This is a genomic window from Arthrobacter sp. SO3 (assembly GCF_020532825.1).
Lineage (GTDB): Bacteria > Actinomycetota > Actinomycetes > Actinomycetales > Micrococcaceae > Arthrobacter.
Genome location: NZ_MQTS01000082.1, coordinates 16,866 through 36,003 on the forward strand (window position 1 = coordinate 16,866; position 19,138 = coordinate 36,003).

Sequence of the window (19,138 nt, forward strand, 5' to 3'; positions counted from 1 at the left end):
CCTGCTGCCCGGGAAACGGCGCCGGGTGCGACGGCGGTGTCCGCTCCAGTCGCAGCGGTGAACGCAAGCACAGCGGTGGCGCGGCAGCTTCGCCGTGGACTGCCGCGCGTGCCGGGCGGCGAGCCGTGGCCGCCAGCGGGCGAGGCTTCGGTATCCGTGGCGGCTCGGGTATCAGTGGCGGCTCCGTCCGGGTCTCCGGCCGCGGGCGCCACGCCCACGCCGGCCGCAAATGCTGTTGCGCAATCAGTGCCGGCAGTGGCATCACCTGCCGCTGTACCGGCCACCGCACCGGCCACACGGGCGACGGGAACCGCCCCGCTTCGTCGCGGGCTTCCCCGTGTCCAGGGTGGTGATCCGTGGCCGGCAGCTGGACTTGCTCCGGCGGCCGCTGCCGCCACCGCGGTGCAGCCAGCTCCCGAACACATCGCCCAGGCCCTTGCCCCGGCAACCAGCGTGGTGGAGACCGTTGCCGAGACGGAGCCGCCGGCAACCGCGAATGCACCCGCGGTCACCGCCGCCCCCGCATCGGTGGCACAGTCCGTCGCCGCGGAGAGGCCAGTGAGGCCAAAGGCCGAGGCAAGGCTCTACGGTACGCGCACCCTGGGTCAGTGGATCAGGCTCGTCGTGCTCCTCGGGGTCGGCGCCGTGGCCGCTGCAGCGATTCTTGTGCTCGCCGCGCGGGGTGTGACGACGCTGCCGGGTGTGCCGGAATTCCTCGCGAGGTACCCCGGCGAATACAGCCCGCCCGCTGCGGCCGAGTCCGGCTTCCCGTGGTGGGCCCAGTGGGCGCACTTCATGAACATTTTCATGATGGTGCTCATCATCCGCTCCGGCTACCAGGTGCGCACCCAGCAGAAGCCGCCGGCGTTCTGGACGCCCAAGCGCGGCGGCAAGAAAATCAGCATCAACCTGTGGCTGCACCAGTCGCTCGACATTTTATGGCTGGTCAACGGACTCATCTTTGTGATGCTGCTGTTTACCTCCGGCCACTGGATGCGAATCATACCGACCAGCTGGGAGGTCTTCCCGAACGCGCTCTCCGCGCTCCTGCAGTACATGACCCTGGACTGGCCCGTTGAGACCGGCTGGGTGAACTACAACAGCCTGCAGCAGCTCATGTACTTCCTCGTGGTGTTCATCGCGGCCCCGCTCTCGGCGATCACGGGTGTGCGCATGAGCGAGTTCTGGCCGAAGAACGCCAAGACGCTGAACAAGATCTACCCGGTGGAGGTTGCGCGCGCGGTTCATTTCCCCACGATGCTGTTTTTTGTGCTGTTCATTCTCATCCATGTGTTCCTGGTGTTCTCGACCGGCGCGCTGCGCAACCTGAACCACATGTTCGGCGGCACCGACGTGGTGAATTGGGTGGGGTTCTGGCTCTTCGCGGCCGCGATCGCCATCACGGTGGCCGGGTGGTACGCCGCCCGCCCGATCGTGCTCGCACCCATCGCGAAGCTGTTCGGTCAGGTGAGCAGCCGCTAGGCTTCACCGCCTGCATAGGAAGGATCCGCCCTGGAACTGTATTGCTGGCGGATTGGACGTCTGCCCCGGGTGGCGTGGGAAGGGACTACGCCGGGCCGGTGACAGCTGGAAGCCCGTGTCAGCCTCTGGTTGCACTGACCGCGACGACACCACCCTGAGGGTCCTTGATCACGGCGCTTCGAAATCCCGGGGTGTCCACGGGCGCCATCAGGATGCCACCACCCAGGGAGACAGCATGCCCGGCAATGGCGTCGGCATCAGCGACGGCGAAGTTGACGCTCCAGCGCGGCGGGACCTCGACGCCATCGGTGGCCGTCACTACCGCCACGACCCGGTCCGAGCGCAGCCACAGCGAGAAGGGAACGTCCGGCAATGATTTGAGCTCCCAATCGAACATTGCCCCGTAAAACGCCTGGGCCTGGCCAACATCGGGGGTGTGCAGCGAGCTCATGGCCCAACAGTTCGGCTCATTGGCCAGCTCGACGCCGTCGTTCTCACCCGCCTGCCGCAGGCAGAAGGGGACGCCGGAAGGATCGGCGAGTACTGCAAAGCGGTCACCGGGCCCGGCGCCAAACGGCCCGAGGCGTCTGCCTCCGGCCCGCTCGGCGCGGGCCACGGACTCCCTAACATCCTCGACACGGACGTGGGTGAGCCAGCCCGGAGGTGACAGCGGCGGTGCCTGGCCTATGCCGGCGACCATCTGCCCGTGAAGGCGCGCAGGGTAGTAGTCGCCGTCGAGACCGGACGGCATCGGGATGGGGTCGTCGAAACTCCAACCAAAGAGCTGACCGTAGAAGTCTTTTGCGCCCCGGGGATCGGGCTGCCAGGCGTCGACCCAGCAGGGCGCACCGACTGAGGAGGTATCCCGCGCTGTCATAGCAGAAATCCCTTTCGACCTGGCTGGATCCGGCCGGAACATTGTTTCCCACGCCGGCACCTTCAAGCAAGATCTCCGCTGCCGCCTGCTGCCTTTGAATGGTGGGCCTCAGCACGGAACTGACGTAGGCTGGCGAAAGCTCAGCGGCACGCAAGTCCAAACCGTGCAGCCGGATCCAGAAGGGCATGACATGAATGAGATCGAAGCTTTGATCGGTGCCGAGCGGACCCGGCTGCTCGGGGTGCTGGAGAAGTTGGACAACGAGCGGTGGAACTCGGCCAGCCTGTGCGCCGGATGGCGCGTGCGGGACGTCGTCGTGCACCTGCTCATGCCCTACCACCTGACGGTGCCGCGTTTCCTCGTCAACATGGCGGCCGCCGGATTCACATTCGACAAGATGGCTGACCGATGGGCAAGGGGAGACACCCGACCCAACGCACAGATCGTGGAAGCCCTCCGCGCCACCGGGCAGGGCCGTTTCCGCATTCCTGGCGCCCCCGCCGAGGCGCCACTAAGCCACTTGGTCATCCACGCCCAAGACATCTACCGGCCCCTTGGCATCGACCACACCATTGACCCACAAAGCGCCAACATCGTCCTGGAACAGCTGACCAGCCCCCAGGCCCGGAGGGCCCTCACGCCAGGTCTGATGGACGGGCTCGCCTTCACCGCCCATGACTCCGGCTGGAGATACGGCACCGGCGCCGAAGTCATCGGGAGCGCGTCAGCGCTGGTCACAACCCTTGCCGGCAGGCCGGCAGCGGCCCACGAACTCACCGGCAGCGGAGCCGCCCAAATCCGGCGGAGACTCCTGCCGCCATCGCCCGAAACCGACGAGCCTACGTCAACCTGATCGTGGGCCCAGGCTCTCCCGGGTCCTCCAGCTCGAGGCTGGTTCGGGTCCGTGCGTGGACTGTTGCCGAACCGGAGCTGCCGTAGCCATCGATCACATCGCGGCGCAGGGCTCACGCTGGCCCCTGTTCCAGTCCTCTGCGCTCTCCCAGGGCGTCCGGTCCCTGCACGCCGTCCCCATGCGCCTGCGCAGCCGGACCATCGGCGCCTTGATTCTCTTTGGCCACGAGGCCGGTCCGCAGCACAGGCGGCCGGCCTCTGAGCCCCGGCCAATCCGGTAGGCAGAGATCAACCGGGCGACACGCGGCACGCACTTCTACCTCCTGTAGAAACTATCTGCAAAACACGCTAAATTTAAGACAGAGGTATTCACCTACCGCCCACCGAGTCGATTGACCGGAGCGGTCGTCACGAAGGATGTATGGAATGGCAAGTCTCGGCGAACTGGAACGGGCAGTGATGGATCTGCTCTGGGCAGGCCATGAGGCTGCAACGGCGAACACACTGCGGGATTTGCTTGCACAGAGCACGCGCGCGGAAAACGGTACCGCCGGACACGAGGGCAAGGACCTGGCCGTCACGACGGTGCTGACTGTGCTCTCGCGCCTTGAGCGCAAGGGCCTGGTCGAACGCGAACGCGGCACCCGTCCGCACCGATACCAGGCAGTCTCCAGCCGTGAAGACCACACCGCTGAACTGATGCACGAGGTCCTGGGATCCGCACCGGACCGCGAGGCAGTGCTGGCCCGATTTATTGGTTCCGTCACCGACACCGAGGCAGAAACGCTGCGCAAGCTGCTTGGACTCAGCTAGCGCCCGATGTTCTGGACCTCATGGTTTCTGGCGGTCCTCGCGATAGTGCTGGCCTGGCCGGTGCCTATCCTTCTCTCGCGTGCCCAGTGGCCGTCCCGTTCACCGTTCACGGCCATGCTGCTCTGGCAGGCGATCGCCCTGGCCGGCGGGCTGTCCATGATCGGCGCAATGCTCGTCTACGGCCTGGAGCCTGTCGGCGATAACCTGCTGGCGGGCCTGCGCGCCCTCGCCGGGATGGTCTTCAACAATGCGCCCACCACGGCGCTGGGCTTCTGGCACATCTTTGCACTCTCGGCCGCGGCACTGCTGACCGCCCACCTCGTGTTTACCCTGCTGCTGACGTACTACAAGATCCAGCGCCAGCGGCGGCGGCACCGGGAACTGCTGGCACTGCTGGCCTCCCCCTCCGCTGACGGCCCGCGGACCATGGTGATCAATGTCGATTCCCCCGTCGCGTACTGCCTGCCCGGAGGCGCCCGCTCCGTCACCGTCCTCTCCGACGGGCTGATGGCGGCCCTGGAGCCCGCCGAATTGCGCGCGGTCCTCAACCACGAGAACGCGCATCTGGACCAGCGACACCATCTGCTGCTCTGGGCTTTTGCGGCCTGGCGGCAGGCGCTGCCGTGGCTGCCCACTACCCGGCTGGCGCAGGAAGCGGTCAGCTCGCTGATTGAAATGCTCGCCGACGACGTCGCGTTGAAGACCGAGAGCAAGGCCACCCTGATCAAGGCCATCGCAATTGTGGCCAGCGGCTCCCCCGGTGCCCACGGCGCCCGGATGGCTTTCGGCGAGCCGGACCTGTCCGACGTCGAGCCCGGCCAGCCCGGAGCCACCGGAGGCGCCGGTTCGGCCCGGACGACGGCGTCCCGCGTCAGCCGCCTGCTCTCCCCGCAGCCTCCGCTCCCGGAACCCCTGCGCGCGGCCGTGCTGGCCGCCTGTGTGCTGCTTCTGTCGGTCCCGACGGCCCTGCTGATTGTCCCCGGCCTGCTGGGCTGAGCCCCCGTTAATGATTCCTACCGGCCTGCCGGGGCGAGTGCCGGGCCACGCCACCCGCAGGCGGAACGGCCCGGCACCCGATGCCCTGCTGGGGCCCGGAGGCTACTTGAGCAGCTTGTTGCCCTTGTATTCGAGGTCCACGTTCCCGGTTCCGTTGCCCTTGGTGGTGCCGTTGACCGCCGAGGTGGTCATCGCGAAAGTGAGCGTGGAGTGGGCGATCGCGTCGGCCATTTGCTCCAGCACGGCCGTGTTTACGTTGGCGATGGTGTCGCAGGCCTGGTGGTAGCAGGCATCGTGCGCCACGCCGGCCGTGCCGCCGAAGACTGCCGCCTCTTGTGCGGTCTTCAGGTCTTCCGCACCGGTGAACAATCCGCCCGCGGGGATGCCGTTGTTGATGAAACCGAAGTAATCGGACCGCCCGTCGAATGCCGTCGCCGCCACCGGCAGGTTCTGGGACTTGAAGTAGTCCAGGAACACCTTCTCCACGAGTGCGGAGCCGTTCGGGCCCTTTTCACCGAATGCCGAGCCGTCGCCGTCGTAGACGTAGCGGACGAAGTTCGGGGAGCCGACCATGTCGAAGTTGAGGTTGACGGCATGTTCCTTGATCTGGCGCGCCGTCAGCTGGGAGACGTAGTAATCGGAGCCGATCAGTCCGGCTTCTTCGCCTCCCCAGAAGGCGAAGCGCACCCTGTTGGTCGGGGCCTGGCCGCTCGCCTTCAGCTGGATCGCTGTCTCCAGGATGGAGGCCGTACCGGTGCCGTTGTCGTTGATGCCTGCACCTCCGGGCACAGAGTCCAGATGCGCTCCCACCAGGACTGTCCGGTCCGCACGTCCGGCGGTATCGGCCAGGATGTTGAAGGATGCGGTCTCGGTTATGGTGGCGCTGACGGCGAGGTGCACCGCCACATTCTGCAGCGCTGCGAGTTCGGCGCCGTTGTCGAAGCTCGTGCTGACCACCGGGATGGCCGGTTGGGGCGCGCCGAGGGTGCCGCCAAACAGGCCGAGGCGGTCTTCACCCGGGACGACGTTGCCCTGGTTCGACGGCCGCCACTGCGGCCGTGACGTCCCCTTCACCGGAGTAGTCCATGTCCAGGAAGTCCTCGCCGTAGGCGTATGTGTTGGACGTTGGCGATACCCGCTCCATGGTGGCCCCGAGGGTGGCGTACTGCTTGTAGGTGAACGGCTGGCGGACCGGAGTGTAGCCGGCAGCTGTGAGCCTGCCTTCGATGTACCGGGCGGAGGCCTCATAGCCTGAGGTCCCGGCCGCGCGGTTGCCTCCATTGTTGTTGGCGACGTCCTGGAGGGCTTGAAGGTGTGCCGTGATGTTCTGGGCCGACACCGCGGAGCGCAGGGCGTCCGAGGTGGTGCCGGTTGCTGCAAGGGCCGGCGGCGCGAAGCTGACCGCCAGCCCGATCGTGGCGGCGATGGCCGCGCGTTGAAAATTCCGAGTTTGCCTCATAGGGGTCTCCTGGATTTATGCTGCGGAATCCGGCCCCGGGCGTCGTTGCCCGGGGCCGTGAGACGACACTATCGGAACGAGACAATCCGGGTTAGAGGGTACTTGGCCATTGGCGTAAACCGGCGGCGGCCACGACAATCCGGGCCGCCAGACTGCCCCGACCAGCCTCCCCAAAGGGGCAGGTCAGGCGTCGATGCGCTCCCGGTCCAGGCTCGCCGCCCCGGCGATGATGAAGTCCTTGCGGGGCGCGACGTCGGAGCCCATCAGCAGATCAAAGGTCTCCTCGGCCTGTTTGGCGTTTTCGATCCCGACCTTGCGCAGGGTGCGGTGCCGGGGGTCCATGGTGGTCTCGGCCAACTGCTCCGCGTCCATCTCACCCAGGCCCTTATAGCGCTGGATCGGCTCCTTGTACCGCTTGCCCTCCTTGGCAAGCCTGTCCAGCAGGACATGCAGTTCCGCCTCCGAGTAGGTGTAGATCATCTCGTTGGCCTTCTGGCCGGCGTTGATGACCTCCACCCGGTGCAGCGGAGGGACGGCGGCGAAGACGCGGCCGTGCTCGATCATCGGCCGCATGTAGCGGAAGAACAGCGTCAGCAGGAGGGTGCGGATGTGGGCGCCGTCGACGTCGGCGTCGGTCATCAGGATGACCTTGCCGTACCGGGCCGCGCTGATGTCGAAGCTCCGGCCGGAGCCTGCGCCCACCACCTGGATGAGGGCCGCGCATTCGGCGTTGGAGAGCATGTCACCTACCGAGGCCTTCTGGACGTTGAGGATCTTGCCGCGGATGGGCAGCAGCGCCTGGAAGTCGGAGGAGCGCGCCAGCTTGGCGGTGCCGAGGGCGGAGTCGCCTTCGACGATGAACAGTTCTGAGCGGGCGACGTCGTCGGTGCGGCAGTCCGCGAGCTTGGTGGGCATGGAGGACGTTTCGAGGGCGTTCTTCCGGCGCTGGGTTTCCTTGTGGACGCGGGCGGAGATGCGCGACTTCATCTCGCTGACGACCTTTTCCAGCAGCAGCGCCGATTGGGCCTTGTCGTTGCGGTGGGAGGAGGTCAGCTTCGCGTTGATCTCCTGTTCCACCACCTTGGCCACGATGGCCCGCACGGCGGAGGTGCCCAGGATTTCCTTAGTCTGTCCCTCGAACTGCGGTTCCGCCAGCCGCACGGTGAGGACCGCGGTGAGCCCCGCGAAGATGTCGTCCTTTTCGATCTTGTCGTTGCCCGCTTTGAGTTTCCGGGCATTGGTTTCGACCGCTTTGCGGAAGGTCTTGAGGAGCGCCTGTTCGAAGCCGGTCTGGTGCGTGCCGCCCTTGGGGGTGGCGATGATGTTGACGAAGGTGCGCACCGTGCTGTCGTAGCCGATGCCCCAGCGGAGGGCGACGTCGACCTCACAGTCCCGTTCCACCTCCGTCAGCTGGCTGTGGCCCTTCTCATCGATGACCGGGACGGTTTCCTTGAACTTCCCGGCGCCGTGCAGCCGCCAGATGTCGGTGACGGCGGGGTCGGCGGCGAGGTACTCGACGAACTCGGAAAGGCCGCCGTCGTGGTGGAAGACTTCCTCATGCGGGCCGGCCTCGCCCGGCGTGCCGGGGAGCCGTCGCTCGTCCCGGACGGTGAGCTTCAGTCCGGGGACCAGGAAGGAGGTCTGGCGGGCGCGGGCCGCCAGCTCGTCGTAGGAGAACTTGGCATCCGGGGTGAATATCTGCCGGTCGGCCCAGTAGCGGATCCGGGTGCCGGTGACGCCACGCTTGGCCTTGCCCACGACGTCCAGGACGGAACCGTCGACGAAGGGCGAGAAGACCGAGGCCGGGTCCGGCTTGCTGCCGGTATCCTTGAAGCGCCCGGGCTCGCCCCGGCGGAAACACATCCTGTAGGTTTTGCCGCCGCGGTCGACGTCGACGTCGAGTCGGGCTGACAGCGCGTTCACGACGGAGGCACCGACGCCGTGCAGCCCGCCCGAGGCCGTGTACGAGCCGCCGCCGAATTTGCCGCCCGCGTGCAGTTTCGTGAAGACGACCTCGACGCCGCTCAGCCCGGTTTTCGGTTCGATGTCCACCGGGACGCCGCGGCCGTCGTCGTGGATTTCCACCGAGTTGTCCGCATGCAGAATGATTTTGATGTCGTGACCGAAACCGGCGAGGGCCTCGTCGACCGAGTTGTCGATGATCTCCCAGAGGCAGTGCATGAGGCCGCGGGAGTCTGTGGAACCGATGTACATGCCCGGGCGCTTACGGACGGCTTCGAGGCCCTCCAGCACGGAGAGATGCCGGGCGGTGTAATCAGAACTTGGTGCCACGGGGCGGAGACTCCTTCAGGAACGGGACGGCGGCCAGGGACGGGTAAGCATTTGGCGCTCTTCCTAGGGTAGTCGGAGTGCCGCGGTCCGGCGTGCTGCCACTCCCCGGCCACCCCCTGCGCCGGAACCCGTTACCGAGACGTGATACGCGTACAGCGAAAGTGGGCAATCCGAGCCATGGTTTCGCTGCGAATGCTGGTTATATAGGTATACCGATCTACCAAGGAGGCCGAACATGACAACAGCAGTTGCGGACCGCACACTAAGCACCGTCGACCGGTGCGATCGTTGCGGAGCACAGGCATATGTCCGGGTTGTTCTCGGCGCCTCCGGGGGTGAGCTTCTTTTCTGCGGCCACCACGCCCGCGCCGTAGAACCGACGCTCAGGCCGCTCAGCTCTGACTGGCACGACGAGACGGGTCGTCTTAACGAGAAGCCGCCGGTTCCCGTCGACTAGACCTTTCAAGAACAAGACCACTTAGGAAAGGGCCCCTCCCGATGCGGAGGGGCCCTTTCAGCGTTAACCCGGCCGGTCCACTTGAACGACCAACGCGGGGCCACTCCTCTTGGACGACCAACGCGGAGCCAGCCCCGTTAACGACCGACGCGGGGTCACTTCCGGCCCGTTCCTTCGAGGATGATGGGCGGTAAGTGACCCCGCGTTGGTTGGTTCTTTGCCTAGTCCAGGTAGTCCCGCAGGACCTGGGACCGCGACGGGTGCCGCAGCTTGGACATGGTCTTGGATTCGATCTGGCGGATCCGCTCACGCGTGACGCCGTAGACCTTGCCGATTTCGTCTAAAGTCTTCGGCTGTCCGTCAGTCAGGCCGAAACGCATGGCGACGACGCCGGCCTCACGTTCGGAGAGGGTGTCCAGCACCGAGTGCAGCTGTTCCTGCAGCAGGGTGAAGCTGACCGCGTCGGCCGGGACGACGGCTTCGGAGTCCTCAATGAGGTCACCGAATTCGGAGTCGCCGTCCTCGCCCAGCGGGGTGTGCAGGGAGATCGGCTCACGGCCGTACTTCTGGACCTCGACGACCTTTTCGGGCGTCATGTCCAGTTCGAGGGCCAGCTCTTCCGGGGTGGGTTCGCGGCCGAGGTCCTGCAGCATCTGGCGCTGCACGCGGGCCAGCTTATTGATGACTTCCACCATGTGCACCGGGATGCGGATGGTGCGGGCTTGGTCTGCCATGGCCCGGGTGATGGCCTGGCGGATCCACCAGGTGGCGTAGGTGGAGAACTTGAAGCCCTTGGTGTAGTCGAACTTCTCAACCGCACGGATCAGGCCCAGGTTTCCTTCCTGGATCAGGTCCAGGAACAGCATGCCGCGGCCGGTGTAGCGCTTGGCGAGGGAGACCACGAGGCGGAGGTTGGCCTCCAGCAGGTGGTTCTTGGCACGCTTGCCGTCGTGGATGACGAATTCGAGCTCACGCTTGAGCTTCGGATCCATCGTCCCGTCGTCGGCGTTGATCTTTTCCTCGGCAAAGAGACCTGCCTCGATGCGCAGGGCGAGGTCGACTTCCTGCTCAGCGTTCAGCAGGGCGACCTTGCCGATCTGCTTCAGGTAGTCCTTGACGGGGTCAGCGGTGGCGCCGGCGGACATCACCTGCTGGACCGGGGCGTCGTCATCGTCGGCGTCGGAGTAGACGAAGCCGGATCCGGTGGTGGCTGCTGCGGCCTTACCCGGGATCTCCTCGCCGTCTTCACCGATCTCTACGGCCTCGACCACGACATCGTCCAGGTCAACCTCGACGTCCTCATCGGTGTCGTCGTCACCGTTTGCGGCTTTGCCGGCGGCCTGTGCCGCGGCCTTGGCGCCGGGCTTGGGCCCGCGCTTTTTGGGTTCGGGCTTGGCGGCCGCCAGGGCGGTGTCGCCACCTTCGGCCAGGGCTGCGTCTTTGACAGCCTTGTTGGCTGCACGCGTGGCAGCGCGCTTGGCGCTCGTCGCCGCCTTCTTCTCCTCGGGGGACAAGACGGCCTGGTCGGCGGGTTCCTTCTTCGCGGAAGACGGGGTCACAGAAAACCTTTCTAGCAGCGGTCTGTGGAATCACCATACGGGCAACACCACTATGACCCTGTCAAGTCCGTGTTTCACATCAGGTGCAATCACGACCAGCAGAGCCACTAAGTAGAACTCCTGGGGTGACCGTAATGTTCCCTGTTTCCAAGGTCCACTATGAGCACTTAATACACGGACCCAACCGGGTCTCGGCAACCATTGTCTCACGATTTTCCGGATCGGCACCGAACCGTGGCTTGGGGACGCAATATCCTGCCACCGGCACCGCGGACCGGCCTCGTATACCTGGGGCGCCACCCCGGCCCGCGTCACGCCGGGGTTAGGCCACGTCCGGCTCGAACCTTTGCCAGGCGGTCTCCCTCCTGCGCGCCCAGCCGCAGAGTGTCCCTCGGCGGACCAGCTCGCCGAGCAGTTCCGCCAGCCGGTAGCCCGGGTGCTGCTCGTTCGCGCGGCTGAACAGTGCGTCCGCGAAGGATCCCTTGCCGCGGCACCATTCGATCCAGCCCTGCCCGGTCAGCGCGGCGGCTCCTGCTTCGCCGCCGGCGGCGCCCACCTGTTCCAGGACCCGTTCCAGGCGAGCCATCAAGGTCCAGTCCGGCAGCGGGGGCGCGAGCCCCAGCAGGACCTCGCCATAGCCGGGCACGTCCGGCGCTGGTTCGTTGGCGGATTCCCCGCTGCTGCCGTCCCGCCCATGGCGCGGGGTCCGGGCCGGAAATCCCTCCAGCGGCGGCAAAGGAGCAAGTGGCGTCTTCAACGGTGCGGAATCAGCCAGGGAACGGCCCCGTCCGGCGTCCAGCCGGCCGCCGTCGAACACGCCGAAGTCCTCGGCGCCATGCTCCGCGGCCGCAGGCCCGGCAGCTGCCATCACGAGGACGGCGTCGCGCCACGGTGGGACGCAGAGGGACGCGCGCAGGTAGCCCGTGAGGTCCGAGGCCAGCTTCGGCCCCGGCGCCGGCGCATCCAACACCCGCGACCAGACGCCCAGGACCTGGCCGAACTGGGACCTGTCCCGTGCGCAGGCAGAGAACAGCTGCTCCCACTCCCGCTGGGCCGCCAGCACGGCGGGATCCGCTGCCCCCAGCGGCGTGCTAAGTGATGTTCCGGGGGCCGCCCCGACAGTGCTGCCGCGGAACACCATCTCGGCGTTCAGCCGGCTGTTCCTGATCTCCTCAACCGGCCGCCCCGGCGGTTCGCAGCACGACGGATCCAGGCAATAGGCATTGCGCCAGTATTCCGCCCCGACGAGCCAGGCGTCCCGCACCGGCATGCCGGCGTCGGCCAGGGCGTTCTCAAGCCCGGTCAGGAGTTCAGCCCAGGGTGTGCCGTCCCCGTCGGTTGCGGTGAAGAGGGCCAACAGCGAGCCGTCGGCGTCCTCGTCGGCTTCCAGGTAGGACGACACGGAGCGGGCGAAGGCAGCCAGTCCGGCGGGACCACAACTGCCCGGGCCGCCGCCCTCGCCGGGGAGATCCACCCGGAGCGTCGCTCCGAGCCGCTTGCCCTGCAGGGTCATGGCCACGAGGCTGCGGGCCGGCCAGTAACCCAGGGAATGGGGGATGAACCCGAGGATGTCCTCCGGGCCGGTGATTCTCAGATGATCGGGAGCTGTCATGGAGCCAGCTTCGCGGTCCCCGCGGGCCGGCGTAAGTGTCCGCGCTTCCTATGTGGACAACCCGCGAGCGGCCGTCAGGGCGTGCGGCGCCGCTCCGCGCTGAGCCTGCGCTGCTCGGCGAGGGCCGTCAGCAGCGGAGGCACAACTACGCCCTGGGCCGCCATCTGCCTCCGCACTTTCCGCCGGATGAAAATGATCGCGCCCGATCCTCCTGCCAGCAGCAGGAACTGCACGCTCAGTGCGATGCGGAACGGATCGAGCCCGTAGAGCTCGCCCTGGGAGAAGCCGGTGGCGTGCAGGACGTCCAGGACCAGACCGATCAGGTAAATGGCGATGAGCGAGGCGATGAAGCCGCCGACGTTCACGATTCCGGTGGCGGTGCCGATCCGGTGGGCCGGGTTGAACGTGCGGGCGAAGTCGAAGCCGATCATGGAACCGGGGCCGCCGATGGCGAGCACCACCACAAGCCCGGCCAGCAGCCACAGCGGGGAACGGCCCGGAATCAGCAGCACCGCCGCCCACGCCGCGGCGGTGGCGGCAGAGATCAGCAGCACCATGGTGGAGCGCCGCAGCGGATGCCGCGCGACGAAGCTGCCCATCAGCGGCCCGGCAGCGATGGCCGCGGCCACATACAACGTCATCAGCCCCGACACGACGGCGGTGTCCAGGCCCTGGGCGGAGATCAGGAACGGGTAGCCCCAGGTCATGGCGAACACGGTGCCGCTGAACTGGACGGTGAAGTGGCTCCAAAGTCCCAGCCGGGTTCCGGGCTGCCGCCATGCCTGGGCGAGCGTGACCCCGGTGGCGCGCAGCCCCTGGGAGGATTCCGGCGCGGGATGCCCGGGCGGACGGTCCTGCAGCAGGACCAGCACGAGAACCAGGGCAAGGGCCGACATGGCCGCCAGCGTCAGGAAGGCGGGGGTCCAGCCGGCGAGGTGCAGGATCATCGCGAACGGCACCACGCTGATGAGCTGGCCCAGCTGGCCGGACATACCGGTCAGCTGGGTGAGCAGCGGGACGCGGGCGGGGGCGAACCAGATCGGGATCAGCCGGATCACGGAGATAAAAGTCATCGCATCCCCGGCGCCCACCAGCACGCGGCCCAGGACGCCGCCGGGAATGTTCTCGGTGAACGCCAGCTGAAGCTGGCCGAGCCCCATCAGCAGCGCGCCGCCGGCGATCATCGCCCGGGAGCCGAAGCGGTCCACGAGGATGCCGACCGGGATCTGCAGGGCGGCATAGACGAGGAGCTGCAGCACGGTGAAGAAGGAAATTTCGGCCGCGCTGGCGTGGAAGCGTTCGGTAGCCTCGAGCCCCACCACCCCGAACGAGGTGCGCTGGCTGACCGCCACGAGGTACGCAAAGATCCCAATAATCCAGATCAGCCAGGCGCGGGGTGAGGTCACTCCCCCATTATGCCCGCGGATGGAAAAATAGTATTTATTCGCCGGGTTCTTTACTTGCCAGGTAGGCCTCCACGGCAGCACCAAGGGCGTCCGCATTGGGAAGCTGGTCGTTCTCGTCAGCGAGCAGGGAACGCCGCACGGTGCCTTCGGCGTTCTCGTCGTAACCGATTTCGAGCCGTGAAACGACCTGCTGCACTTCCGCTGAGGCCTCAATCTGCTCGGCGATCTGGCGTCCGACTTCCCGGCCCGCTTCGCGGAGCCGGTCGGTGGGCAGCATAAGCGAGGTGGCTGCCCCCAGGTATTCGAGTCCGGCGACGGCGGCCGTCGGGTATTCGGCTTCGGCAAGGTAGTGCGGCACATGCATCACGTAGCCGGCAACGTTGCGCCCGGCTTCCGTCAGCCGCAGTTCGAGGATGTGGCCGACGGCGGCAGGCACCTCGACGGTGGGCTTCCACACCGAAATGCCCTCGATGAGGTCCGGGCGGTTGCCGTGGACCGTCACCCCGACGGGCCGGGTGTGCGGTACCGGCATGGGGATGGAATGGATCCAGGTGACGAGGTTGACGTCCAGCTCCTCGACGATGCCAATGACGGCGCGGGCGAACCGCTCCCATTGCAGGTCCGGTTCGAACCCGGCCAGGAGCAGGAACGGGCTGCCGAGCCCGTCGACCAGCCGGTACAGCGCGAGGCGCGGCGCCTGATAGTCCTGCAGGTGGTCTTCGACGAAGCTGATCTGCGGGCGGCGCGACCGGTAGTCGATCAGTTGGTCGGCGTCGAACTCGGCCACCATCTCCGAGTCCAGGGTCTCCAGCATTTCGCCGGTGATCTGCCGGACGACATGCCCTGCATCAGCGAATCCGGTGAATCCCATGACGAGGTTCAGTCCGCGCATTTCGGGGCTGTGGAACAGCGCGTCATCACGCAGGTAGAGCGATTCGGGGTCCAGCAAGGAGCCGGAAATCCGTTCAATCACGGCATGTTCCTTTCGTCGTAGTCATTGGGAGCGGCCGGACGGGCCGTGCGGGGCTGCGCCCCTGCTACCGGGTACAACGCCCCGGAGTGCGGGAGCATTCCTGATCGGGGTGTGCCCCAGCTCTCATTCAATTGAACACCCGCGCCGGGGAGAGACTACGATCGGAACTGGCCCTATGACGGCTTGAAGACACCTGGGTTACGTCTCAAACCGGCAGTGGCCCAGGTTCCATGGCAGGGCGCCGAACATGCAGTTCCTGCCGCAAAAACTCAGAGAATTGAGGACTGCCCTCGTGGTCAAGAATACTGAAGTCAAACTTAGTGCAGTCGCCGGGGACCTCAAGCGGTCCCCCAGCGATGCCCTCGTCATTGGCGTGGGGCAGGGCACAGACGGACCCGTCCTGCTCAGCAACCCCCTGACGGCGAAGGCCGCCGAAGCCCTGGCGGAATCACTGACTGTTCTTGGCATTACCGGGGCAGCCGACCAGGCCCACCGCCTCCCTGGCCTGAGCGAAGCCGGCGCGAAGGTCCTTGTGCTCGCCGGGGTCGGCAGGATTTCCGGATCCCAGCCGCTTACCGAAGAAGCACTCCGCCGCGCCGCCGGCTCAGCCGTCCGCCAGCTCGCCGGCGTCGACACGGTCACCCTGGCCCTCCCGACGTCGTCCCTTGGCGAGGTGGCAGCCGTCGCCGAGGGCGCCGCAATGGGCGCCTACTCCTTCACCGAGTACCGCTCCTCCAAGGATGGCCTGAAGGATCCGGTGAAGAACGTCGTCATTGTCACCGACTTTGCCGCGGACAAGGCCCTGTTGCCGGTGCTGGACCGTGCCGCACTGATCGGCAAGGCCGTCAACGCCACCCGTTCCCTGGTCAACCAGCCGCCGAGCCACCTGTTCCCCGAATCCTTCGCCGACGCGGCCAAGGAACTCTCGAAGGGCCTGCCGGTCAAGGTGACCGTGTGGGACGAGAAGCGACTGGAGAAGGAAGGCTTCGGCGGGATCCTCGGCGTCGGCAAGGGCTCCACCCGCCAGCCGCGCCTGGTCAAGGTTGAATACTCCCCGGCCAGGGCCACCGCCAAGATCGCCCTCGTGGGCAAGGGCATCACCTTCGACACCGGTGGCATCTCGATCAAGCCGGCTCTTGGCATGGGCGACATGAAGTCCGACATGGCGGGCGCCGCCGTCGTCCTTAACAGCGTGCTGGCCATCGCCGGCCTCGGCCTGCCCGTCAAGGCAACCGCCTGGCTCTGCATTGCCGAGAACATGCCCTCCGGCGCTGCCCAGCGTCCGGCGGACGTGCTGACCATGTTCGGCGGCAAAACCGTCGAGGTCCTCAACACCGACGCCGAGGGCCGCCTGGTCATGGCGGACGGGATCGTCGCCGCAAGCCAGGAGTTCCCGGACGCCATCATCGACGTCGCCACCCTCACTGGCGCGCAGCTGGTCGCCCTCGGCGACCGCACCGCCGGCGTCATGGGCTCCGACTCGGTCACCGGCCCGATCAAGGCTGCAGCGGACCGCGCCGGCGAGCTCGTCTGGCCGATGCCGCTTCCCGAAGAGCTGCGCCCCAGCCTCGACTCGCAGGTCGCGGACATCGCCAACATCGGCGAACGCCACGGCGGCATGATGACGGCGGCCGTCTTCCTGCGCGAATTCGTCGGCAAGGGCAAGGACGGCGAACAGATCCCCTGGGCACACATCGACATCGCCGGCCCGTCGTTCAACAACGGCAGCCCCTACGGCTACAACCACAAGCAGGGCACCGGATGCACCGTGCGCACCCTCGTGGCCTACGTCGAGGACATCCTGGCCAAAACCGCTTAGGCCTCCCCGCCCAGACGTCTGCGCGGCCTTGTGGCCGGGGCTGATCCCCCGGCCACAAGGCTGCGTGACACTGGACACAAGCGCTCCACAAACGCCACGGCAAGGTGGAGCATGTATTAGTGGTTCGCTAAGGTGAACTCCGGTAGTCACAAATGAAAGGGAATTGTCCTGCTGGCATAATCACGGCAGGAAGTTCCAAGACCAGATGATGCGTACTCTCGCGTCATCGTTCACGCGAGGGAGCGTTTTAGTGGCCGATCAGGCAACTGCGCAAGAATTCGACATCCTGGTACTCGGCGGCGGCAGCGGCGGCTACGCAACTGCCCTGCGTGCCGTTCAGCTCGGCCTCACCGTCGGCCTGATCGAAAAGGGCAAGCTCGGCGGCACCTGCCTGCACAACGGCTGTATCCCCACCAAGGCCCTGCTGCACTCGGCAGAACTGGCCGACCACGCCCGCGACTCTGCGAAGTACGGCGTCAACGTCACCCTTGACAGCATCGACATCACCGCCGTCAACGCCTACAAAGACGGCATCATCGCCGGCAAGTTCAAGGGCCTGCAGGGCCTTATCAAGGGCAAAAAGGGCATCACCGTCATCGAGGGCGAAGGCAAGCTCCAGGGCACCGACACCGTCGTCGTGAACGGCACCGCGTACAAGGGCAAAAACATTGTCCTCGCGACCGGCTCGTACTCCCGCTCGCTGCCCGGACTGGAAATCGGCGGCAAGGTCATCACCTCCGACGAAGCCCTCACCATGGATTTCATCCCCAAGAGCGCGATCATCCTGGGCGGCGGCGTGATCGGCGTCGAATTCGCTTCAGTCTGGAAGTCCTTCGGCGTCGACGTCACCATCATCGAGGGCCTGCCGTCGCTGGTCCCGAACGAGGACGCGACGATCGTCAAGGCCTTCGAGCGCGCCTTCAAGAAGCGCGGCATCAAGTTCTCCACCGGCACCTTCTTCCAGGGCGTTGAGCAGAACGCCGACGGCGTCAAGGTCACCCTGGTGGACGGCAAGACCTTCGAAGCCGACCTCATGCTGGTGGCCGTCGGCCGTGGCCCGGTCACGGCGAACCTCGGTTACGAAGAGGCCGGTCTGACCATCGACCGCGGCTTCGTCATCACCAACGAGCGCCTGCACACCGGCGTCGGCAACGTCTACGCCGTGGGCGACATCGTCCCCGGCGTCCAGCTCGCGCACCGCGGCTACCAGCAGGGCATCTTCGTCGCCGAAGAAATCGCCGGCCTGAAGCCCGTCGTCGTCGAAGACGTCAACATCCCCAAGGTCACCTACTCCGAGCCCGAAATCGCCACGGTGGGCTACACGGAAAAGGCCGCCAAGGCCAAGTTCGGTGACGACCAGATCCAGACCCAGGAATACAACCTCGCCGGCAACGGCAAGAGCTCCATCCTGGGCACCAGCGGCCTGGTCAAGCTGGTCCGCCAGAAGGACGGCCCCGTCGTCGGCGTCCACATGATCGGCGCCCGCATGGGCGAGCAGATCGGCGAAGCCCAGCTGATCGTGAACTGGGAAGCCTACCCGGAAGACGTGGCCCAGCTGGTCCACGCGCACCCGACCCAGAACGAGTCCCTGGGCGAGGCCCACCTGGCTCTGGCCGGCAAGCCCCTTCACGGCTAACAGTTCCGCCCGCACCACCGCAAGAACTCCGTGCTTGGTGCACCCGGCCAGAAATGCCGGGTGCACTAAGCTCGACCAAGGCAGCAATCATCCGCACTAAAGATCAATAAGGAGAACGGGGACGACATGTCTGAATCCGTTAACTTGCCCGCCCTCGGTGAGAGTGTCACCGAAGGAACCGTCACCCGCTGGCTCAAGCAGGTAGGTGACCGGGTAGAGGTGGACGAGCCGCTGCTCGAGGTTTCCACCGACAAAGTAGACACCGAGATCCCCTCTCCGATCGCCGGCGTGATCGAGGAAATCCTCGTCGCCGAAGACGAGACCGCTGAAGTTGGCGCGCCTCTCGTGCGCATCGGCGACGGCTCCGGTTCCGCTGGCTCAGCCGAAGCCCCTGCAGCCGAGGCACCGGCCGAGGAAGCACCCGCCGCTGAATCGCCGTCGGCCGCCGAGGCACCGGCCCCCGCCGCTGAGGTCCCCGCCGCCGCGGCGCCGGCTGCCGAAGCAGCCGCTCCCGCCGGCGAAAGCCACGAAGTCACGCTCCCGGCCCTGGGCGAGAGCGTCACCGAAGGCACCGTCACCCGCTGGCTCAAGAGCATCGGCGACACCGTCGAGGTCGACGAGCCGCTGCTCGAGGTGTCCACCGACAAGGTCGATACCGAGATCCCGTCCCCGGTCGCCGGCGTCCTGCAGGAAATCCGCGTCGCCGAGGATGAAACGGCCGAGGTCGGCTCCGTCCTCGCCGTGATCGGTTCCGGTACCGCTGCCCCCGCTGCGGCTCCCGCCGCTGAGGCTCCGAAGGCAGCAGCAGCACCGAAGCAGGAAGCTCCCAAGGCAGCTGCTCCGGTTGAGGCTCCCAAGCAGGAGGCACCCGCAGCCCCCGCCAAGGAAGCCGCCCCCGCAGCCCC

The 19,138-nt window shown here is 66.6% G+C and carries 16 protein-coding genes; 8 read left to right on the top strand and 8 right to left on the bottom strand.

Annotated features, from left to right (window positions below; translation table 11 throughout):
* Window positions 1–402 precede the first annotated feature (402 nt).
* Window positions 403–1,482: a cytochrome b/b6 domain-containing protein gene (locus BJQ90_RS22705; protein ID WP_226759866.1), complete on the top strand. Its 1,080-nt coding sequence runs from the start codon at window positions 403–405 to the stop codon at window positions 1,480–1,482.
* 118 nt (window positions 1,483–1,600) lie between these two features.
* Here BJQ90_RS22705 and BJQ90_RS08540 read toward each other — a convergent pair whose 3' ends face one another.
* Window positions 1,601–2,359, bottom strand: a complete 759-nt coding sequence (locus tag BJQ90_RS08540; RefSeq protein ID WP_226759867.1) for a VOC family protein — start codon at window positions 2,357–2,359, stop codon at window positions 1,601–1,603.
* A 190-nt stretch (window positions 2,360–2,549) separates the two neighbouring features.
* Here BJQ90_RS08540 and BJQ90_RS08545 point away from each other — a divergent pair, with 190 nt between their 5' ends.
* From BJQ90_RS08545 to BJQ90_RS08555, 3 genes are all read left to right on the top strand, one after another.
* Complete coding sequence (locus BJQ90_RS08545) at window positions 2,550–3,212, top strand: maleylpyruvate isomerase family mycothiol-dependent enzyme (protein ID WP_226759868.1); 663 nt, start codon at window positions 2,550–2,552, stop codon at window positions 3,210–3,212.
* A 425-nt stretch (window positions 3,213–3,637) separates the two neighbouring features.
* On the top strand, window positions 3,638–4,024 hold the full coding sequence (locus BJQ90_RS08550; RefSeq protein WP_024368330.1) for a BlaI/MecI/CopY family transcriptional regulator: 387 nt from the start codon (window positions 3,638–3,640) through the stop codon (window positions 4,022–4,024).
* Between the two features lie 6 nt (window positions 4,025–4,030).
* Entirely contained in the window at window positions 4,031–5,020 is a 990-nt protein-coding gene (locus BJQ90_RS08555) for a M56 family metallopeptidase (protein ID WP_226759869.1), read from the top strand.
* Window positions 5,021–5,122: 102 nt separating this feature from the next.
* Here the strand turns inward: BJQ90_RS08555 and BJQ90_RS08560 are convergent, their stop codons facing one another.
* The 3 genes from BJQ90_RS08560 to BJQ90_RS08570 form a co-directional block, all read right to left on the bottom strand.
* Window positions 5,123–6,094 (bottom strand): M20/M25/M40 family metallo-hydrolase, encoded by a 972-nt coding sequence (locus tag BJQ90_RS08560; protein ID WP_226759870.1) that lies wholly within the window; start codon window positions 6,092–6,094, stop codon window positions 5,123–5,125.
* Window positions 6,033–6,479 (bottom strand): hypothetical protein, encoded by a 447-nt coding sequence (locus BJQ90_RS08565; protein ID WP_226759871.1) that lies wholly within the window; start codon window positions 6,477–6,479, stop codon window positions 6,033–6,035. The genes BJQ90_RS08560 and BJQ90_RS08565 overlap by 62 nt, the downstream gene beginning before the upstream one ends.
* A 183-nt stretch (window positions 6,480–6,662) precedes the next feature.
* Window positions 6,663–8,771 (bottom strand): DNA gyrase/topoisomerase IV subunit B, encoded by a 2,109-nt coding sequence (locus tag BJQ90_RS08570; RefSeq protein WP_226759872.1) that lies wholly within the window; start codon window positions 8,769–8,771, stop codon window positions 6,663–6,665.
* Between the two features lie 235 nt (window positions 8,772–9,006).
* Between BJQ90_RS08570 and BJQ90_RS08575 the strand changes: the two genes are divergently transcribed.
* A complete protein-coding gene (locus tag BJQ90_RS08575; RefSeq protein WP_226759873.1) occupies window positions 9,007–9,228 on the top strand; it encodes a hypothetical protein in 222 nt (73 codons plus the stop codon).
* Window positions 9,229–9,449: 221 nt separating this feature from the next.
* Here BJQ90_RS08575 and BJQ90_RS08580 read toward each other — a convergent pair whose 3' ends face one another.
* From BJQ90_RS08580 to BJQ90_RS08595, 4 genes are all read right to left on the bottom strand, one after another.
* Entirely contained in the window at window positions 9,450–10,787 is a 1,338-nt protein-coding gene (locus tag BJQ90_RS08580) for an RNA polymerase sigma factor (protein ID WP_226759874.1), read from the bottom strand.
* Window positions 10,788–11,109: 322 nt separating this feature from the next.
* A complete protein-coding gene (locus tag BJQ90_RS08585; RefSeq protein ID WP_226759875.1) occupies window positions 11,110–12,399 on the bottom strand; it encodes a DUF4192 family protein in 1,290 nt (429 codons plus the stop codon).
* Between the two features lie 74 nt (window positions 12,400–12,473).
* Window positions 12,474–13,805, bottom strand: a complete 1,332-nt coding sequence (locus BJQ90_RS08590; protein ID WP_226759876.1) for an MFS transporter — start codon at window positions 13,803–13,805, stop codon at window positions 12,474–12,476.
* 34 nt (window positions 13,806–13,839) lie between these two features.
* Complete coding sequence (locus BJQ90_RS08595) at window positions 13,840–14,778, bottom strand: proteasome assembly chaperone family protein (protein ID WP_226759877.1); 939 nt, start codon at window positions 14,776–14,778, stop codon at window positions 13,840–13,842.
* Between the two features lie 292 nt (window positions 14,779–15,070).
* On the opposite strand from BJQ90_RS08595, the gene BJQ90_RS08600 reads away from it, so the two are divergent.
* The 3 genes from BJQ90_RS08600 to BJQ90_RS08610 all read left to right on the top strand — a co-directional run.
* Window positions 15,071–16,597, top strand: a complete 1,527-nt coding sequence (locus BJQ90_RS08600; RefSeq protein ID WP_226759878.1) for a leucyl aminopeptidase — start codon at window positions 15,071–15,073, stop codon at window positions 16,595–16,597.
* A 250-nt stretch (window positions 16,598–16,847) separates the two neighbouring features.
* Window positions 16,848–18,233: a dihydrolipoyl dehydrogenase gene (gene lpdA, locus BJQ90_RS08605; RefSeq protein ID WP_226759879.1), complete on the top strand. Its 1,386-nt coding sequence runs from the start codon at window positions 16,848–16,850 to the stop codon at window positions 18,231–18,233.
* A 126-nt stretch (window positions 18,234–18,359) separates the two neighbouring features.
* Window positions 18,360–19,138 (top strand): biotin/lipoyl-containing protein (locus tag BJQ90_RS08610; protein ID WP_319004618.1); only part of this gene is annotated, 779 nt, incomplete at its 3' end.

What these genes read in the sequence shown, in the direction of transcription:
- BJQ90_RS08555 (WP_226759869.1), top strand. Translation starts at nt 4,031, where the DNA reads ATGTTCTGGACCTCATGGTTTCTGGCGGTCCTCGCGATAGTGCTGGCC.
- BJQ90_RS08550 (WP_024368330.1), top strand. Translation starts at nt 3,638, where the DNA reads ATGGCAAGTCTCGGCGAACTGGAACGGGCAGTGATGGATCTGCTCTGG.
- BJQ90_RS08545 (WP_226759868.1), top strand. Translation starts at nt 2,550, where the DNA reads ATGAATGAGATCGAAGCTTTGATCGGTGCCGAGCGGACCCGGCTGCTC.
- BJQ90_RS08540 (WP_226759867.1), bottom strand. Translation starts at nt 2,359, where the DNA reads ATGACAGCGCGGGATACCTCCTCAGTCGGTGCGCCCTGCTGGGTCGAC.
- BJQ90_RS08575 (WP_226759873.1), top strand. Translation starts at nt 9,007, where the DNA reads ATGACAACAGCAGTTGCGGACCGCACACTAAGCACCGTCGACCGGTGC.
- BJQ90_RS08585 (WP_226759875.1), bottom strand. Translation starts at nt 12,399, where the DNA reads ATGACAGCTCCCGATCATCTGAGAATCACCGGCCCGGAGGACATCCTC.
- BJQ90_RS08565 (WP_226759871.1), bottom strand. Translation starts at nt 6,479, where the DNA reads ATGAGGCAAACTCGGAATTTTCAACGCGCGGCCATCGCCGCCACGATC.